The sequence below is a fragment of the Hydrocarboniphaga sp. FW305-C-57 genome (assembly GCF_058783045.1).
The window spans coordinates 103,359-120,978 of the sequence record NZ_JBYSYG010000015.1 but is presented as its reverse complement, the minus strand read 5'-3'; the positions used below and the strand labels follow the sequence as shown (position 1 = coordinate 120,978).

Genomic DNA, 17,620 nt, shown 5'->3' with positions numbered 1-17,620 from the left:
GTCAACCCAGTCTTCCAGCTCCGATGGCGGCAGATCGAACTGCCGAGACGCCTCCGCCACGGTCTTCTTCCCCTGGATGATCTCCAGCACCAGCGCACTCTTGCGCTTGGCCGTCCATCGCTTGATCTCGTCTTCCATCACAACGCTCATGGCTCACTCTTTTCAAAGTATCGCCTGAGCAGGTTTTTAGTGGGTCATTACATCGGCTTCGACGTGCTGGGCCTGCTGACGCTGCCGGCCAACCGGCGCAATGCGCAGGCCGGCGTCGAGGCCGCCAAGCTCGAAGCGGGCAGCGCGATCGTCGAACTCGCCACGCAGGCCGAACGCGCCTGGTTCGAGGCCGCCGCCGCTCAGCAGCGCGCGCAGGTGCGCGAACTCGCGGCGCGTGCGGCGAGCGCTTCGGGCGAGATCGCGCAGCGCTATTTCGACGCCGGCAACATCAACCGGCGACAGCTCGCGCTCGAGCAGGCCGAGGCCGGCAGCCTGCGGCTCGAATCGCTCGCCGCGCAGGCGCAGGCGGCGACCGAGCGCGCAGCGCTCAATCGCATCATGGGACAGCGCGAGGACAGCGCCTGGACGCTGGTGTCGCCCTTGCCCGAGCCGGCGGCGCAGGAGCCATCGCTCGATGCGCTGCTGCGGGAGGCGGTCGATTCGCGACTCGACATCGCCGCCGCGCAGCAGCAGGCGCGTGGCATCGCCGGGCGCTACCAGCTTGTGCGACGCACGCGCCTGATCGGCGACATCGAACTCGGCGCCGAACGCGAGCGCGAATACGACGGCGCGATCAACGCCGGTCCGAGCGTCTCGATGCGCCTGCCCTTGTTCGACTGGGGCAGCGGGCGCAAGGCGCGTGCGCAGGCCGAGCTCGACATCGCCGAAGCCCGGCTCGACGGCCTCGTGCTCGATGCGAGCAACGACGTGCGCGCCGCGTATGCACGCATGCAGGTTGCGAGCGAACGCGCGCGCACTTATCGAGAGACCGTGATTCCGCAGCGCGAAACCGTCGTCGAATTCCTGCAGCGCGAGGTCAACTACATGCTCGCGGGCGTGTTCGAACTGCTCGTCGCCAAGCGGCAGGAATACGACGCGTATGCGGGCTACATCGATGCGGTGCGCGATTACTGGATCGCACGCGCCGACCTCACGCAGGCGGTCGGTCGCACGCTGCCGATCGAAACCGCGGCGCAGGACCATCACCACGACCACCACGACACGACGTCGAACGGAGACGCGCCATGATGCGCCGTCGCAATCTGCTGCAACTGATCGGTGCGGGCGGCGCCGGCCTGCTCGCCAAACGCGCGAACGCGCAGCATGAGCATCATGCAGCGCCCGTCGAGAAAACCGAGTCGCGCGTGCGCCGTCACGCGCAAGGCTACATGCCCGTGCGCACGCTCAACGGGTGGACCTTGCCGTACGCGCTCAAGGGCGGCGTCAAGGAATTCCACCTCGTCGCCGAAGAGATCGAGCACGAATTCGCGCCAGGCTCACGGGCGAAATGCTGGGGCTACAACGGCACCACGCCGGGGCCGACGATCGAGGCGGTCGAAGGCGATCGCGTGCGCCTGTTCGTCACCAATCGCCTGCCCGAAGCGACCTCGGTGCATTGGCATGGCATCGACCTGCCGCAAGGCTACGACGGTGTCGGCGGGCTCACGCAGGCGCACATCAAGCCCGGCGAAACCTATGTCTACGAATTCACGCTGCGCCAGCACGGCACCCACATGTATCACCCGCACGTCGATGAGATGACGCAGATGGCCTTCGGCATGATGGGCATGTTCATCATCCATCCGCGCGATGGCGAAGCGGTTCGCATCGATCGCGATTACTGCTTCCTGCTGCACAACTGGGCGCTGCATCCGGGCACCTACCGGCCCGATCCTTCGATCCTGCAAGACTTCGATCTGTGGACCTTCAACTCGAAGGTATTTCCGGCGATCGATCCGCTCGTCATGGCGATGGGCGAGCGCATCCGCATCCGCATCGGCAACCTGTCGATGTGGAATCACCCGATCCACCTGCACAGCAATCCGTTCTGGGTCACCGGCTCCGACGGCGGACGCTGGCCGCAGGCGCTATGGCGGCGCGAAGCCACCGAAATCGTCGGCGTCGGGCAGGTGCGTGATCTCGAATTCGTGCCGACCGAGCCGGGCGACTGGGCGCTGCATTGCCACATGGCCCATCACACGATGAACGCGATGGGGCACGGCATTCCGAACAACGTCGGCGTCGACCAGCGCGGCGTCGCGCGCGAGATCAAGCAGCTGCTGCCGGGTTACATGCCGATGGGCAAGAGCGGCATGTCCGAGCATTCCATGCACGTCGGCCACGGCATGATGACGGGCCCGGAGAACACCTTGCCGATGATGACGGGGCAGGGCCCTTACGGCGCGATCGAAATGGGCGGCATGTTCACGGTGCTCAAGGTGCGCGAGGGTTTGGCCGCCGGCGATTTCAGCGATCCGGGCGCTTACGTCGTCGACGAGAGCAAGCGTGCCCGACGCGTGAGCAGCGATCCGGATTTCGGCAACCCGCACCGGCGTTCGCCGTATGCGGGCACGACGCCGAATGCGCCGACGGGCGAATCCGACGATCATGCGCAGCATCATCACCACGGTAGCGAGGCACCGTGAGCGAAGACGAGGTGCTGATGCTGTCCGAGCTGCCCGCAGGCGCGCTGCGCGCCTTGCTGGAGCCGCGCGGCATGCGCGTGCTGGTGGTCGCGCCGGACGCGCCGATTCCGGGCAGCTACTGGGGCGAGCGCGAAGCCGGGCTCATCGGCGATGCGCTCTACGTGCGCGCCGATACACCCGTGCATTCGGCGTTGCACGAGTCCTGTCACTTCCTCTGCATGGACGAACATCGTCGGGCGCGGCTGCACACCGACGCGGGTGGAGACGATGTCGAGGAATCCGCGGTCTGCTATCTGCAGGCCATGCTCGCCGACCAGCTCGCGGGCTACAGCCGCGAGCGTCTGTTCGCCGACATGGATGCCTGGGGCTATCATTTCCGCCTCGGCAGCACGCGCGCCTGGTTCGAGCAGGACAGCGAGGACGCGCGCGCCTGGCTCGTCGCGCACGGGCTCGCCTGAAAATGAAAAGCCCCGCTTCCGGCATGCGAAAGCGGGGCTTTCATGAGCGCTCGCGATGAGCGCGCCGAGGCTTACTTCTTCTTTGCCTGATTGGCGACCGCCTCGGCTGCGCGCTTGGCCGCTTCGGGGTCGCCGAGATAGCGGTGGCTCACGGTCTTGAGATTGTGGTCGAGCTCGAACAGCAGCGGGATCGAGGTCGGGATGTTGATCTCGAGGATCTCCTTCTCCGACACGCCCGTGAGGTACTTGTAGAGCGCGCGCAGCGAATTGCCGTGCGCGGTCACGAGCACGGTCTTGCCCGCCTTGATGTCCGGGGCGATGGCGTCGTGCCAGTACGGCAGCACGCGCACGAGCGTGGTGGCGAGCGATTCGGTGCCCGGCAGCGCGGCGGCGTCTAGCGTCGAATAGCGGCGGTCGTTGACCGGATGGCCCGGATCGGAGGCCGGCATTTCGGGCGGCGGAACGTCGTAGCTGCGGCGCCAGATCTTCACTTGCTCCTCGCCGTGCTTGGCCGTGGTCTCGGCCTTGTCGAGGCCTTGCAGGGCGCCGTAGTGGCGCTCGTTGAGGCGCCAGCTCTTGTACACCGGAACCCAGGACTGATCGAGCTCGGAGAGCACCACCTGCTGGGTGTGGATCGCGCGCTTGAGCACCGAGGTGTAGGCGACGTCGAACTGGTAGCCCTCGTCGCGCAGCAGCTTGCCGGCGGCGACGGCCTCGTTGCGGCCCGCTTCGGTGATGTCGACGTCGACCCAGCCGGTGAAGCGGTTTTCGAGATTCCACTGGCTCTGGCCATGACGCAGCAGAACGAGTTTGCGGGTGCTCATCGACATCGGTCCTCTTGTTGGTCGCTTGGTTAGGTCTTGGCCTGCAGGCTGTCCTGCAGATGCTGGTTCTTGACGCGCACGTAGTTCTGCGCGGAGTAGCGCAGGTTCTCGAGTTCGCTGGCGCTCAGTTCGCGCGCGGGCGCGGCCGGCGAGCCCTTGTAGAGCCAGCCCGACTTGAGTCGCTTGCCGGGCGAAACCAGGCTGCCGGCCGCGACCATCACGTCGTCCTCGATGACCACGCGATCGAGCACGATCGCGCCCATGCCGATCAGCACGCGGTTGCCGATCGTGCAGGCATGCAGCGTTACCGAATGCCCGACGGTGACGTCGTCGCCGATGATCGTCGGCACGCCGCCGGGCGTATACGGCCCATCGTGCGTGACGTGCACGACCGTGTTGTCCTGGATGCTCGTGCGCGCGCCGACGACGATGCGGTTGACGTCGCCGCGCAACACCGCGAACGGCCAGATCGAGGAATCGTCACCAAGCGTGACGTCGCCGAGCACGAGCGCGAGTTCGTCGACGTAGACCGCGCGCGCGAGCGTGGGCGCTATGCCCTGGTAGGTGCGGATCGCCATCGATCCCTACGGCGTGAACGGCGTGGTTTCGAAGCTCGGGCCGGTGTTGCGCTGATACGGGCTCGTCGTCCATTTGTCGAGGAAGCTCTTGATCTGTGCGAGCACGTCGCTCTGGTTGCGCATGTACGGTCCGATCGAGCTCAGGATGCGGGCGTGCGGCATCTTCGGGTAGATCACCGTTTCGACCGGGCCGCCCGCGCGGGCGACGCTGGCCGCGAGATTGCGCGTGTTCTTCACCGGGACGATCTCGTCGTCTTCACCGGCCATCAGCAGCAGCGGCGGGTTCTGGCCGTCGACGTAGAGGATCGGCTGCGACTGCTCGAACTTGTCGACCGGCCCGAACAGGTCGCGCATCATCGGGTCGGTCAGCGGCAGGAAGTCGTACGGACCAGCCAGGCCGACCATGCCGCGCAGCCAGGTGCGCGAGCCGCCGACGCCCTTGAGGAAGGCTTCGTTGAGCGCGAGCATCGCGGCCACGTGGGCGCCCGACGAGTGGCCCATGACGAAGACCTTCTTCGAATCGCAGCCGTAGTCGTCGATCTTGTCGTGCACCCACTTGACCGCCTTGGCGCCGTCTTCGACGAAGGCCGGGAAGCGCACCATCGGGTACTGGCGCACGTCCGGAATCACCGTGCAGTAGCCGATGCTCGCGAGCGCGCCGCCGACGAACTCGAAATCCTTCTTGTTGCCGCTGCTCCAGCGGCCGCCGTAGAAGAACACCACGGTCGGCCGATCTTCCTGGCCGTTGGGCTTGTAGACGTCGAGCGTGAGCCCGTTGGTCTTCTCGTAGGGCAGGTTGGTGCTGCGGTTGAAGCCCGAGGTCGAGGTCAGGCTGTTGAGCACCTGCTGGCCCGAGCAGCCGGCGACGGCGACGGGAACCAGCAGCACGGCAAGCAGTTTTCGAAGCGAAAGGGTCATGGCGATGGCGGAACGGTCCAAACGGGACTGGCAGAGCCGACATGGTACAGGGGTGAGGCCGGGAATCGGGAATCGCCGAAAGGCTGGCGCCTGGCGTCTCGCTTTCCCGATTCCCGATTCACTATTCCTGATTTCCGGTGTCTTCCGAATCCCGGCCTGCCGCTCCTTGCACCCGGACAAACGGCCCCTATGTCCTCGGAAACCTTTCGAGCCTTGCTAGGCTCAGACCCTTATCGCTCACCGCCAGGAATTCGATGATCGCCACCGACAACGCCCTGCTCGCCGCCCGTCCGCTCAACGAGCTGCCGGATTTCGCCCGCTTTGCTCCCGAACAGGCCGAGCCCGCGATCGACGCGGTGCTCGCCGAGAGCAAGCGCAAGCTCGACGAGCTGCTGACTTCGGATCGCGAACCGACCTGGGAAAGCTTCATCGAGCCACTCGAAGCGCTCGGCGAGCACCTCGGCCAGGTCTGGGGCCCGGTCTCGCATCTGTTCATGGTCCGCTCGACGGCCGAGTGGCGCGCCGCCTACAACGCCTGCCTGCCGAAAGTGACCGAATACAGCCTCGAGCTTTCGCAGTCCGAGCCGCTGTGCGCGGCCTATCGGCGCATCAAGGAGAGCCCGAATTTCGCGCAGCTCTCGCCCGTGCGGCAGAAGGTCATCAATGACGCGCTGCGCGACTTCCGCCTGTCGGGTATCGACCTGCCGGCCGACAAGAAGCAGCGCTACAAGGAAATCGCCCTGCGCTTGTCCGAGATCCAGACCAAGTTCGAAGAGAACCTGATGGATGCGATCAAGGCCTGGAGCAAGCTCGTCACCGACGAGTCCGAACTCGCCGGCATGACCGACGCCGCCAGGCAGCAGGCGCGCGAGAAGGCCAAGGCCAAGGGCCAGGACGGCTGGCTGCTGACGCTCGATTTCCCGAGCTACGACGCGGTGATCACCTACACCACGAATCGCGAGCTGCGCCGCGAGATCTACACCGCCTACAGCACGCGCGCCTCCGACCAGGGGCCGCAGGCCGGTCAGTTCGACAACGGGCCGATCGCCGAAGAAATTCTCAAGCTGCGCCACGAGGAGGCGCTGCTGCTGGGCTTCAACAACTACGCCGAGCTTTCGCTGGCGACCAAGATGGCCGACTCGCCCGACGAGGTCGAAAGCTTCTTGCGCGATCTCGCGCGCCGCGCCAAGCCACGCGCCGCTGCCGAGCTCGACGAACTGCGCGCCTACGCCAGGCAGCTCGACGGCCTCGACGACCTGCAGCCCTGGGACATGGCCTTCTACGCCGAGAAGTTCAAGGAAAGCAGCCTGGGCCTGTCCGACGAGGAGCTGCGTCCGTATTTCGCGCTGCCGGCCGTGCTCGACGGCCTGTTCAAGCTGCTCGGCCGGCTCTACGGCCTGCGCTGCGAGCGGCTGCCCGATGCGCCGGTCTGGCACCAGGACGTGCAGGCGTATCAGCTGCTCGATGCCAATGGCCTGGTCGGCCGCTTCTATCTGGACCCGTTCGCGCGCGACGAGAAGCGCGGCGGCGCCTGGATGGACGAATGCCACAACCGCCACCGCACGAGCGCGGGCGTGCAGACGCCGGTCGCCTACCTGGTCTGCAACTTCCGGCCCGCGGTCGGCGATCAGCCGGCCCTGCTCACTCACGACGAGGTCGTGACCCTGTTCCACGAGTTCGGCCACGGCCTGCACCTGCTGCTCACGCAGGTCGACGAGGCTGCGGTGGCCGGCATCCACGGTGTCGAGTGGGACGCGGTCGAGCTGCCGAGCCAGTTCATGGAGAACTGGTGCTACGACGAGACCACGCTCAACGGCTTCGCGCGCCATTACCAGACCGGCGAGGCCATTCCGGCCGCGCTGCTCGACAAGCTCAAGGGCAGCCGCGTGTTCCAGAGTGGGCTGGCCACCGTGCGGCAGATCGAGTTCGCGCTGTTCGATCTGCGGCTGCACCGTGACTACGAGCCGGCCGCCGGTGGCCGTGTGCTCGAAACCCTCAAGCGCACGCGCGACGAGGTGGCGGTGATGCAGCCGCCGGCCTTCAACCGCATGCCGATGAGCTTCTCGCACATCTTCGCGGGCGGTTACGCGGCGGGTTACTACAGCTACAAGTGGGCCGAGGTGCTGTCGGCCGATGCGTTCGCGGCGTTCGAAGAGAGCGATTTCGCGGCTGAAACCGGCCAACGCTTCCGCGCCACGATCCTCGCCAACGGCGGCTCGCGCGAGGCGCGCGAACTGTTCCGCGAATTCCGCGGACGCGATCCGGAGATCGCCGCGCTGCTGCGGCACAACGGCCTGGAAGTCGAGGCGGCGTAGTCGCGCCGGCGGGCGCCGGGGCTCGTACGTACGGCACCGGCCAACGGAAGCCGGCTGTGGGCTTCCGTGGCCGGTGTGCTCGCGTGAACGAGCTTGGGGCGGGGGGCTAGAGCGCCGGGCTGGCGATCGCGACGTTGCGCTTCTTGGCGGTGTCGAACACGGCGCTGTCGAGGCCCACGATCAGCGACTTGAGCCAGTCGCCGCCGCGCGCGTCGTCCGACAGGCCCACCGCGATGTAGCGGCGGCCATCGTGCTCGACGATCGCGCTGTCGGCGTGGAAGTTGCGCCAGGTGCCGGACTTGCGGAACAGCTTGGCGCCCGGGTACAGGTCCTGCAGCCCGGCGACGAACTTATGGTGGATGGCCGGCTCGCCCATGATCGCCTTCATCTGCTTGCTCGCCTCGGGCGAGACGAGCTGGCCGGTTTCGAGCATGTAGTAGAAGCGCGCGACCTGGAACGTCGTCGCGCCGTGCGAGAGGTTGTGCAGCGGGTCGCGCCTGGTGGCGTTGCCGGTCGCGTAGGGCTTGCCGACCCACAGGCCGCCGTTGAGCTTGGAGTCGTAGAGCCGGTAGCGGCTCGACTGCAGCACCGTGGCCAGGTAGTCGGTGCCGACCTTCTGCAGCATGTCGGAGGCGGCGATGTTCGACGAATGGCGAATCATCTGCTGCAGCTCGGCGATGGTTTCCGCGTCCATCTTGAGCTTGCCGGCGGCGGCTTTTTCGAAAGCGCCGAGCAGGATCGCGATCTTCGGCAGGCTGGCGGCGTAGAACATCTGGTTGCCGTTGACCTGCGCCATCATCGGCGCGGCGGTGTTGGTGATGTCGACGAGCGACACGGCCAGGTGGCCGCTGCGCACCGCGTCCTTGAGCTTGAGCTGGGCCAGGCAGTTCTCGAGCGAAGCCTGCAGCGACTGGTCGACCTTCGGCGACAGCTCCATGAGCATCGAATCGAGCTCGGCCGACGGCGGTTTGATCATCGCGGGGACGATGGTCGCGCTGGCGCTGGCGCTGGCGCTGGCGCTGGCGCTGGCGCTCGCGGCGAAGCCGGTGGCTTCGGGGCTCGCGGCGGGCAGCGGGGCCGCGAACAGGACCGCGGCGATCGAAAACGGAAGTGCGGCGCGGCGACCCCAAAAGGTCGTCCGGCTCCAGGAGTGAGTGGCGATCACGGAGCGATGGGTTCCTAAACGAGCGATAACGAAAACCGCGCTTCCGGGTTCTGTAGCGCCCGGGGCACGCGCCATTGGCTGGCACCTTAACCCGTGTTGAATGCTGAATGCCAGCTTCACGGGACGAGCGGAAGCCGATGTCGAACTTTCTCGAGCCTTGTTCAGGTTTGCGTGTCTTGCCCTATGATTCGGCTCGAATTTTTACCATCCAAACAGTCAGGAGCGCGCATGGGCCCGAGCCCGCGGCAGAACCAGGTTTTCCGCGATCTGGCGGCCGACACGGCCGGCATCGACGTCGAGGTCTACGAGCGCTTCGGCAAGGACCCGCTGGAGCCCATCGTCGGCCTCGGGCCCGACGATGCGCGCGTGGGCTTTTTCGGCCGCGATCCGGGCCGCGACGAGGTGCAGCACGGCGAGCCCTTCATCGGCGCCGGCGGGCAGCTCGTGCGCAAGGCCCTGTACCGGCGTCTGCACGGCGGCGCGGCGCTGCCGAACTTCGAGGCGTCGCGCGAGATCGGGCGCGACTTCTTCTGGGCCAACACGGTTCCGTACAAGCCGGTCGGCAACAAGGCCTGGTCGACCAGGGTCAAGCAGCGCTTCCAGCCGCCGATGGCGCAGTTGCTGGTCGAGCAATGGCGCGGCGAGGCGCTCATCACGCTCGGCCGCGAGGCTTTCCTGTGGTTCGGCCTGCTGCAACCGCGCGAGACGCGGGATCGGCTCGATGCGTTCTGGCTGCGCGAGGACCGCTTCACGAGTTCGATCGCGATCACGCTCGCCGCGCCGTCGGGCAAGTCGCGCGAGCTGCAGCTGTATCCGCTGCCGCATCCGTCGCCGCTCAACGCGACTTGGTACGGGCGCTTCCCGGGGCTGCTCGACGCGCGGCTCGAGCAACTCCAGGTCGGCGCGAAGACGCTCAGGATGCGAGCGTGAAGTTGCGCCAGTTCGAACGCTGCGCGTAGCCGCCCGGAAAGATCTCGTCGAGCAGCGATTCGGAAATGCCCGAATGCTGCACGAGCAGCTCGCCGAGCACCGCGCGGAAGTCGGTGGTCGGTTCGAGGTCTTCGCCCTGGTATAGCGCGCTCGCGTGCAGGCCTGGCCACTGGCCGTAGACCTGCGCACCAGCGACGCGCTTGCCCATCACGATCATCGACGAGGCGGTGCCGTGGTCGGTGCCGCCGAAGTTCTCGCGCGCCTTGCGGCCGAACTCGGTCATCGTCACGAGCGTGACGTTCTGCATGAGCTCGCCGAGGTCGTCGTGGAAGGCGCGCAGTGCGCCGGCGAAACGCGGCAGCGAGGTCGCGTGGCGGCTCGCCTGGTTGACGTGCGTGTCCCAGTCGTCGTCCGAGCTCACGGTGACCACGCGTGGCGCGTAGCCGGCGCGGATCGCCTGCGCGGCGACCTTGAGTCCCTGGCCCAGCGTTGTCGTCGGGTAGACGACTTCGCTGACCGTCGGCGGTTCGTCGGCGAGCGTGCTCATCGCCTGCGCGAGGCGCAGCGTGGTGAAGCCCGGATCGCCCGCGATCGTCGACAGCGTTTCGAGCAGCGCGGTGGCGCTCGCGCCGGCGATCGAGCCGTGATTGAAATCGGCGAAGTCGCGCACCGCGACCGCATTGGCGAAACCCTGCAGGCTCGCGGGCACCGAGGTCTCGGCCGCGATCGCGGACCACAGCGCTTCGTTGTGGCCGGTGTCGCGCGCCATCACGCGGCCGAGCCAGCCGCCCGTCACGCCGCTGCGCGCGCCGGATTCGGCGAGCGATTGCGCATAGAAGTGCGAGCGGTCGCGGCTGTCGGTCGGAATCCAGCCCGTCGCGGTGACGAAGCCGAGATCGCCGGTCTGATAGAGATGCTGCAGATCGGCCAGCGCCGGATTCAGGCCGAAGTAGCCGTCGAGCGCGAGCGGATTGGAGACCGCCAGATTCGGGCGCAAATCGGCGTAGGCGGAATCGCCAGCCGGAACCAGCATGTTGATCCAGTCGGCCGCGAAACGCTGGAACACCACGACGAGCGTGCCGGGCTCGCCGGTGCCTTTGCCGGGCGGCGGCGTGACGCCGCCGCTGCCGCCGTCGGGATTCGATGCGCTGTCGGACGAAGAACCGCCGCAAGCGGCGCTGGTGGCGGCGGCGATGAGCGGAAGCAGCAGTCGGCGTGAGATCGGCATGGTGCGCTCGCTCAGCGGGTCAGGAACCACGGGGAAGACAGCAGCACGAACACCAGGCCCTTGATGCGAGGCTCGAGTGTTTCGGCCGGCATGACGGCATCCGGATCGGCGCCTTGCGCGACGAAGTTCAGCAAGGCCTCGGTCGCTGTGGCCGGCAACGGTGTGAACAGAAGGTTGGCGATCGCGTTGTCGACGGCCTTGCGCGGCGTCTGCGCATCGACCACGCCGACCGCGACCGAAGTGCCCGACAGCACCTGCAGCGGATTGGCGAGGATGCGGCCGAAGGCCAGGCCTTCGACGAGCCCGACCAGGAATTTCTGCAGGTACAGCATCGAATTGGTGTTGGCCCAGAAACTCGCGCGATCCGGATAGCCGTCGGGCGGCACCCAGGCGAAGGGCTCGTGACCGGCCTGCTTGAGTCCGGTGAACAGGCTGCCGTTCGGCGCCGCCACCGGCAGGCCGAACAGCGTGGTGTTGAGCACGTCGAAAGGGTTCGCGCCGCAGGCGCGCATCGCCCCGATCATCGCCTCGAGCGGGCGCTTGAACTTGGCGCCGTTGCTCGCGGCGAATTCACTCGAATTGAAGATCAGCCGCAGCATCGTCTTGATGTCGCCGCCGCTGCTCGTGAACGCCGCGGCGACGCGATCGACGAGCGCGACCGGCGGCTCGTCGGCGACGAAGCGCACGCAGAGCTTGTGCGCGATGTGCTGCGCAGTGCCCGGATGATCGAGGATCAGGTCGAGCGCGCGGTCGATTTCTTCTTCGCCGCCGCCGGCCGCGAAGCGCTGGCCGAGGAAGGTCTTTTCGCTCGCATCGTGCTGCGTGGCGTCGAACTGCACGCTGCCGTAGGCAACCGCCGCGAGCGGCAGATCGCGAATGAAGCCGAGTCCCGAGAGGATCAGCGCGAGCGCCTTCATGTCGGCTTCCGTATAGCCGCCGTTCTTGCCGAGCGTGTGGAGTTCCAGCAGCTCTCGCGCGTAGTTCTCGTTGATCGCGCCCTTGCGGTTCATCCAGTTGTCGAGGAAGAACAGCATCTCGGCCGAACGCACGCTCGCGCGTAGCAGCGTCTTGAAGTTGCCGAGCGCGTTGGCGCGGATCACATTGCGATCGAAATCGATCTTGAGCGGGATCGGGTTCTTGCGGATGTAGGTGTTGAAGTGGTCGTTCCAGAAATCGACCATCACTTCATGCAGCTGCGCTTTCGAGAACAGCGCGCGATACAGCATCGCGCTCTGCAGATTCAGAACGTGCAGATCGATCGTGAAGCCCGCCGCGGTGCTCGCGAAGATCGCCGGCCCGGTCGTGGCGATCAGCGGATAGAGCGCGGTGGCACCGAGCTCGGCGCTGAGGTCGCTGGCCTTGAGCTGCTCCTCGACATAGGCCGCGCGCCCGATGCTGCGGACGCGCGTGAGCTCGGCGCTCGTCGGACCGAAGCTGAGGCGTCGAAGCAGGTGCAGATCCGGGTCGGAGCCGGCGATTTCGGCGGTGCTGAGCGCCCTGGCGCTCTTGGCGAGATCGCCGATCAGCCCGGCCCACAAAACCGCCTGCCCGCCGGCGGCGAGAAAAGTTCGTCTTTGCACTGATGGCCCCCCAAATGAGCCTCGACACGATCTGCCCTGCGGCAGGTGAATCCTGTGGACGCACTGTGGCATAAGCTTCGAGACCCGCCCGCGCGACCTGATTTGCGGTTCACTATGGCCGAAGTCTGGTCGGGCGGCACTAGAAAAATCGCAGGAGTGCGCCGTGAAAGACACCGCCGAAATCCCGATCTTTCCGCTCGGCACGGTGCTCTATCCACAGGGCATGCTGCCGCTGCGCATCTTCGAAGCGCGCTACGTGGACATGACCAAGGCCTGCATCGGGGACGACGAGGTGTTCGGCGTGTGCCTGATTCACGAAGGCCGCGAAGTCGGCGCTCCAGCGACGCCCGAGGCCTGGGGTTGCACGGCGCGCATTCGGCATTGGGAGGTGCCGACGCCGGGCCTGTTCTCGCTGCTGACGCAGGGTGAACGCATCTTTTGCATCCGCGAGCGCTACACCACGCCGAGCGGCATGACGCGTGCGCTCGTGCAGTACGCCGCGCACCCGGATCCGCAGCCGGTTCCGGCGCGTTACCAGCCGCTCGCGCAACTGATCGAAGACGTATCGGGCCAGATCGATCCGCGCCTGCTGCCGACGCCGATGCAACTCGACGACGCGGCCTGGGTGGCCTGGAGACTCGCGGAGCTGTTGCCGCTGCCGGCCGAGGACCGGTTGCGCCTGCTGCAGTTGCGCGACGGGGCGGCGATGCTCGCGCTGATCGAGCGGCACATCGGTTCGGCGCATGCGCCGTAAAACCTGGCGGTAGCGTCACGCGGTTTTCATGGGCGGCCGCTAGCGTGGCGGCTTTCCCGACCGCCAAAACTCGCGTGCGCCAGCTGCTGCCGATGTTGCTGTGTCTGTGTTCGCTGCCCGTGCAGGCGCAGCAGATCGCCATCGCCCATCGCGGCGCCTCGGCGTATGCGCCGGAACACACGTTTCACGCCTACGACCTGGCGCTCAAGATGGACGCCGACATGCTCGAATGCGATGTCTTCCTGACGCGCGACGAAGTGCCGGTCTGCATTCACGACGAAACCGTCGACCGCACCACCGGCGGCAGTGCCAGCGGCGCGGTGTCGGGTTTCACGCTCGCCGAACTGCGCGCGATGGATTTCGGCAGCTGGTTCAACGCCGCCAATCCAGCGCAGGCGAAAGCGGAATACGTGGGCGCGCGCATCGTGCCGTTCGAAGAGCAGCTCGATTGCTATCTGCGCCATAACGGCCGCATGCGCTTCCACGTCGAGACCAAGGATTCGGCCGAAGGCCGCGCCGAGCAGGTGCTCGTCGAGCTGCTCCGGCGCAAGGGACTGATCGCGACGGGCGACGTCGCCAACGGCAACGTGCGCAGTTCGACGATCCTCATGCAGAGCTTCGATGCAGCGAGCCTGGAGCGCATCAAATCGCTCGCGCCGGGCTTGCCGACGGCGTTCCTGTTCGCCGCTCCGAACGCGACCACGCTGCCCTGGTTTTTGAGCGGCGATGGCCCCGATTACATCGATGCGTTCGCTCCGAACTCGGCCCTGCTGCTGCTCGATCCGCTCGCGATCCAGCGCTTCCACAACGCCGGCCACGACGTGCACGCCTGGACCGTCAACGACGCCCGGCAGATGGAGACGCTGCTCGCTCGGAGTGTCGACGGCATCTTCACCAACAACCCCGATCTGCTGCGCAGCGCGATTGAAGCGCGTGGCAGCGGCACCACGGCGGCCGAGCGCGGCAACCCGGCGGAATTCGCGGCTGGCTGCGCCGGCATCGCGGGTCGCGTGACTTCGAAGGACGGACCCGGCGATGTCTGGCGCCCGACCGCCAGCCGTGGCGTCGAGCGCGTCGACAGCGGCCCAGAGCCGGAACAGCCCGATGATTCCTCGTCGGGCGGTGGCGCGCTGTCGCCGGCCTGGCTGCTGTTGCTCGGTTCGGCCGGAGCATTTTTGATGCTCGCGCGCCGCAGGCGCGCCTGAGGTCGCGGCGTGCTCAGCGCTGCCAGTAGCCGACGGCCTTGATCGAATCTTCGGCGTGGCCGCGCCGTTCGACGAACAGTGCGCGTATCGCCTGCGCACGCTGGCTTTCGGTGGCGACCCAGACGTAGCAGTCGTCGGCCGGCAGCGGTGTGTTGCTCAGTGCGGCCTGCAGGCGTTCGCCGGGTTCGGCCGCGCCGCGCTGCACCCAGTGCACGTCGGCAGGGCGCGAGCGTTCGGGCAGCGTCTGCTGCTCGGCGGCGTCGGCGATCTCGACGACCACCGTCACCGGCAGATCACCTGGCAATTCCTCGAGCCGGCGCGCGATCGAGGGCAGGGCGGTTTCGTCGCCCGCGAGCAGATAGCCGGCGAAATCGTCGGGCGGAATCATCGAGCCGCGCGGGCCGCCGACGTCGATCGCCTGGCCGATTTCGACCTGCGTCGCCCAGCGCGCGGCCGGGCCATCGCCGTGCAGCACGAAATCGATGTCGAGTTCGCCGGTTCCCGCATCGAAGCGGCGCGGCGTGTAGTCGCGCATCGGCACCGGTTCGGCGCCGTCCGGCTGCGGGAAGAACAGCTTCACGTGATCGTCCGGCGCGGCGCTGATGAAGCCGACGAGGTCTTCGCCGACCAGCGTGATGCGGCGCATCTTCGGCGTGATGTCGACGATGCGGCGCACCTGCAACTGCCGGCGCTTAAGTTCGTGGCGCACGCGGCGGAAGACGTGGCGCTCGACGGGCGCGTTCATTGGCGTTCTCCGTCGGAAATCGACGCAGCCGCCTGATCGATCAGCGCGATCACGCGCTGGATCTCCTCGTCGCTCCAGTGGCGGTCATGGCCGAGCAGCACGTGCTTGAGCCGATGCACGGATTCGCGCACGGCTTCGGGCACCGCGAGCTTGGCCATCATGCGCGACGACAGCTTGAGACGCTGCATCACCGCCGCCACTTCGACGCGATGCTGATCGAGATGCGCACAGCCTTCGGCGGTGATGCCGTACTTCTTCTTGCCGCTGTCGTCCTGCGGCTCGATCGCGGCCTGGCCGGATTCTTCGAGGAAGTTCAGCGTCGGGTAAATCGCTCCCGGGCTCGGCGTGTAGAGGCCGCCGCAGAGCTCCTCGATGGCGCGGATCAGCTCGTAGCCGTGGCGCGGCTGCTGTTCGATCAGCGCCAGCAGCAGCAGCTTGAGATCGCCCTGGCCGAACATGCGGCCCGGACGCCCGCCGCCGCCGAAGCGGCCGCGGCCTTCGCGGCCCAAAGCGCCGGCGAAATCATCGTCGCCGCCGAAGAAACCGCCGCCACGATGGCGGCCGATGAAGTCGTGATGGGGATGTGGGTGGTGATGATGAGAATGCGGTTGGTGGCCGCGGCGAAAGAAGGACTCAAAAGGGTTTTGCATGTGAAGCTCCAGCGGGATGATCGTTCGTAGCGATCACAAGATGTAGTCTTACGATATATCGTAAATGTGGGCAGAGCAAGCCCGCGAGGGTCTCGAAAAGCAGAAAAGTATCGGTCTGCTCCACGGAGCCTCGGGCGAGGCTCCGGCCTGACTCAGCGCCGTTCCGGCTCCGCCGACCAGCCGCCGCCGAGCGCCTGGATCAGCGCCACGGCCGTGGTCTGGCGCTGCAACGCCGACTGCACGAGCGAGCGGCGCGAGGACAGCGCCGAGGCCTGGGCGGTGACGACTTCGCTGTAGGCGACCTGGCCCGCGCGGTACTGGTTGACCATGAGCTGCTCGTTGCGGTCGGCGACTTCGGAGGCCTGCTGGCGCAGGCCGTACTGGCGCTCGAGCACGCGGGTTCCGCTGAGCTGGTCCTCGACGTTCTGGAACGCGGTCAGCACGGTCTGGCGATAGGTGGCGACCGACTGGTCGTAGGCCGCCCGCACCTGGTCCATGCGCGCGCCGCGAGCGCCGAAATCGAACAGCGTCTGCGATATCGAGGCGCCGATCGACCACAGCAGCGTTGACGCGTCGAACAGATCGCTGACCTTCTGCGAGGAGCTGCCGTACGAGGCCGACAGCGACAGGCTCGGGAAGTAGGCCGAGCGCTGGATGCCGATCTGCTCGTTGGCCATCGCCACCTGGCGCTCGGCCGCGGCGATGTCCGGGCGGCGTTGCATGAGCGTCGACGGCAGGCTTAGCGGAACCTGCGGCACCACGCCGTTCCACTCGGCCGGCTGCAACCTGAAGCTCGCCGGCGTCTTGCCGAGCAGCACCGCGATGGCGTGCTCGAGCTGATCGCGCTGCAAGGCCATGCCGGCCAGGTCGGCTTGCGTGCCGTAGAGCTGCGTCTGCGCCGACAGCACGTCGGACAGCGCGGCGACGCCGACCGAATGGCGATTCTTTGCGATCTGCAGCGAGCGCTCATAGCCTTCGAGCGTGGCTTTCAGCAGCTCGATCTCGGCGTCGGTCTCGCGCAGCGACAGGTAGTTGGTGACGAGTTCGCCCTGCGCCGACAGCGTCGCGCTCGCGAGATCGGCCGCGCTGGCCTGGGCCGAAGCGTTCGCGTTGTTGAGCGTGCGGCGCAGCCGCCCCCAGACATCGGGTTCCCAGCTTGCACCGATGCTCGCGCGAAAGCTGTTGCGAATGGTGTCGCCGCCCGCGATCACCGAGGTTCCGCCGTTCTGGTCGGTGACGATGCGGCTGCTGCCCGAGCCGCCGCTGTCCGCGCGCGTGGCGTTGCCGGTCAGCGACAGTGTCGGGAACAGGCCGGCGCGCTGCTCGCGCACGACCGCGCGCGCCTGCTCGTAGGCCGCCTGCGCGGCCGCGATGTTCTGGTTCGACACCTTGAGCTGCGCGGCGAGATCGTCGAGTACCGGATCGTTGAACAGCTTCCACCAGCCGTCGCGATCGATCGCATCGTTGGGCTGGGCCGCGACCCAGCCTTCGGCTTCCTTGTAGTTCTCGGGCGTCTTGAATTCGGGGCGCACGTAATCGGGGCCGACGGCGCAGCCGGCCAGCGCCGCCGCGAGCGCGGCCGCGCCGCCATGCAGCGCGAACTTCGACGTCGACGATCCCCATCTCTTCAGCAT

At 67.1% G+C, this 17,620-nt stretch carries 18 protein-coding genes; 8 read left to right on the top strand and 10 right to left on the bottom strand.

What is annotated here, in order from left to right; translation table 11 throughout:
- The coding region (locus tag AC3WUM_RS22605) for a DUF1153 domain-containing protein (RefSeq protein ID WP_492413231.1) at positions 1 to 150 on the bottom strand (150 nt) is incomplete at its 3' end.
- A gap of 39 nt (positions 151 to 189) precedes the next feature.
- Here AC3WUM_RS22605 and AC3WUM_RS22600 point away from each other — a divergent pair.
- From AC3WUM_RS22600 to AC3WUM_RS22590, 3 genes are read left to right on the top strand one after another with little or no spacing between them, the layout of a single operon-like run.
- Positions 190 to 1,239: a TolC family protein gene (locus AC3WUM_RS22600; protein ID WP_492413221.1), complete on the top strand. Its 1,050-nt coding sequence runs from the start codon at positions 190 to 192 to the stop codon at positions 1,237 to 1,239.
- Positions 1,239 to 2,636: a multicopper oxidase family protein gene (locus AC3WUM_RS22595; protein ID WP_492413229.1), complete on the top strand. Its 1,398-nt coding sequence runs from the start codon at positions 1,239 to 1,241 to the stop codon at positions 2,634 to 2,636. Before AC3WUM_RS22600 ends, AC3WUM_RS22595 begins: the two co-directional genes overlap by 1 nt.
- A gap of 17 nt (positions 2,637 to 2,653) precedes the next feature.
- Positions 2,654 to 3,094 carry a hypothetical protein gene (locus tag AC3WUM_RS22590; RefSeq protein WP_492413228.1) on the top strand — a complete coding sequence of 147 codons (441 nt, stop codon included), beginning with the start codon at positions 2,654 to 2,656 and terminating at the stop codon, positions 3,092 to 3,094.
- A gap of 71 nt (positions 3,095 to 3,165) precedes the next feature.
- Here AC3WUM_RS22590 and gpmA read toward each other — a convergent pair whose 3' ends face one another.
- From gpmA to AC3WUM_RS22575, 3 genes are read right to left on the bottom strand one after another with little or no spacing between them, the layout of a single operon-like run.
- Positions 3,166 to 3,918 carry a 2,3-diphosphoglycerate-dependent phosphoglycerate mutase gene (gene gpmA / locus AC3WUM_RS22585; protein ID WP_492413219.1) on the bottom strand — a complete coding sequence of 251 codons (753 nt, stop codon included), beginning with the start codon at positions 3,916 to 3,918 and terminating at the stop codon, positions 3,166 to 3,168.
- A gap of 29 nt (positions 3,919 to 3,947) precedes the next feature.
- Positions 3,948 to 4,496 (bottom strand): gamma carbonic anhydrase family protein, encoded by a 549-nt coding sequence (locus AC3WUM_RS22580; RefSeq protein ID WP_492413217.1) that lies wholly within the window; start codon positions 4,494 to 4,496, stop codon positions 3,948 to 3,950.
- A 6-nt stretch (positions 4,497 to 4,502) separates the two neighbouring features.
- A complete protein-coding gene (locus AC3WUM_RS22575; RefSeq protein ID WP_492413215.1) occupies positions 4,503 to 5,414 on the bottom strand; it encodes an alpha/beta hydrolase in 912 nt (303 codons plus the stop codon).
- 254 nt (positions 5,415 to 5,668) lie between these two features.
- Here AC3WUM_RS22575 and AC3WUM_RS22570 point away from each other — a divergent pair, with 254 nt between their 5' ends.
- The gene (locus AC3WUM_RS22570) at positions 5,669 to 7,729 is read left to right on the top strand and encodes a M3 family metallopeptidase (protein WP_492413214.1); all 2,061 of its coding nucleotides are present in this window, start codon (positions 5,669 to 5,671) and stop codon (positions 7,727 to 7,729) included.
- Between the two features lie 106 nt (positions 7,730 to 7,835).
- Here AC3WUM_RS22570 and AC3WUM_RS22565 read toward each other — a convergent pair whose 3' ends face one another.
- Complete coding sequence (locus tag AC3WUM_RS22565) at positions 7,836 to 8,666, bottom strand: serine hydrolase (RefSeq protein ID WP_492413212.1); 831 nt, start codon at positions 8,664 to 8,666, stop codon at positions 7,836 to 7,838.
- Between AC3WUM_RS22565 and AC3WUM_RS22560 the strand changes: the two genes are divergently transcribed.
- On the top strand, positions 8,665 to 8,883 hold the full coding sequence (locus tag AC3WUM_RS22560) for a hypothetical protein (protein ID WP_492413211.1): 219 nt from the start codon (positions 8,665 to 8,667) through the stop codon (positions 8,881 to 8,883). The two genes, AC3WUM_RS22565 and AC3WUM_RS22560, sit on opposite strands and share 2 nt — an antisense overlap.
- A gap of 239 nt (positions 8,884 to 9,122) precedes the next feature.
- A complete protein-coding gene (locus AC3WUM_RS22555; protein WP_492413209.1) occupies positions 9,123 to 9,824 on the top strand; it encodes a uracil-DNA glycosylase family protein in 702 nt (233 codons plus the stop codon).
- Here the strand turns inward: AC3WUM_RS22555 and AC3WUM_RS22550 are convergent.
- Positions 9,808 to 11,052 (bottom strand): DUF1501 domain-containing protein, encoded by a 1,245-nt coding sequence (locus AC3WUM_RS22550; RefSeq protein WP_492413208.1) that lies wholly within the window; start codon positions 11,050 to 11,052, stop codon positions 9,808 to 9,810. The two genes, AC3WUM_RS22555 and AC3WUM_RS22550, sit on opposite strands and share 17 nt — an antisense overlap.
- An 11-nt stretch (positions 11,053 to 11,063) precedes the next feature.
- Complete coding sequence (locus AC3WUM_RS22545; RefSeq protein WP_492413206.1) at positions 11,064 to 12,632, bottom strand: DUF1800 domain-containing protein; 1,569 nt, start codon at positions 12,630 to 12,632, stop codon at positions 11,064 to 11,066.
- Positions 12,633 to 12,795: 163 nt separating this feature from the next.
- Between AC3WUM_RS22545 and AC3WUM_RS22540 the strand changes: the two genes are divergently transcribed.
- Entirely contained in the window at positions 12,796 to 13,386 is a 591-nt protein-coding gene (locus AC3WUM_RS22540) for an LON peptidase substrate-binding domain-containing protein (RefSeq protein WP_492413204.1), read from the top strand.
- A 44-nt stretch (positions 13,387 to 13,430) separates the two neighbouring features.
- Entirely contained in the window at positions 13,431 to 14,591 is a 1,161-nt protein-coding gene (locus AC3WUM_RS22535; RefSeq protein ID WP_492413202.1) for a glycerophosphodiester phosphodiesterase family protein, read from the top strand.
- Positions 14,592 to 14,604: 13 nt separating this feature from the next.
- On the opposite strand, the gene AC3WUM_RS22530 is transcribed toward AC3WUM_RS22535, so the two are convergent.
- The 3 genes from AC3WUM_RS22530 to AC3WUM_RS22520 all read right to left on the bottom strand — a co-directional run bounded on the left by AC3WUM_RS22530 (position 14,605) and on the right by AC3WUM_RS22520 (position 17,620).
- A complete protein-coding gene (locus AC3WUM_RS22530; protein WP_492413200.1) occupies positions 14,605 to 15,336 on the bottom strand; it encodes a siderophore-interacting protein in 732 nt (243 codons plus the stop codon).
- A complete protein-coding gene (locus AC3WUM_RS22525; RefSeq protein WP_492413198.1) occupies positions 15,333 to 15,986 on the bottom strand; it encodes a PadR family transcriptional regulator in 654 nt (217 codons plus the stop codon). The genes AC3WUM_RS22530 and AC3WUM_RS22525 overlap by 4 nt, the downstream gene beginning before the upstream one ends.
- 152 nt (positions 15,987 to 16,138) lie before the next feature.
- Complete coding sequence (locus AC3WUM_RS22520) at positions 16,139 to 17,620, bottom strand: efflux transporter outer membrane subunit (RefSeq protein ID WP_492413196.1); 1,482 nt, start codon at positions 17,618 to 17,620, stop codon at positions 16,139 to 16,141.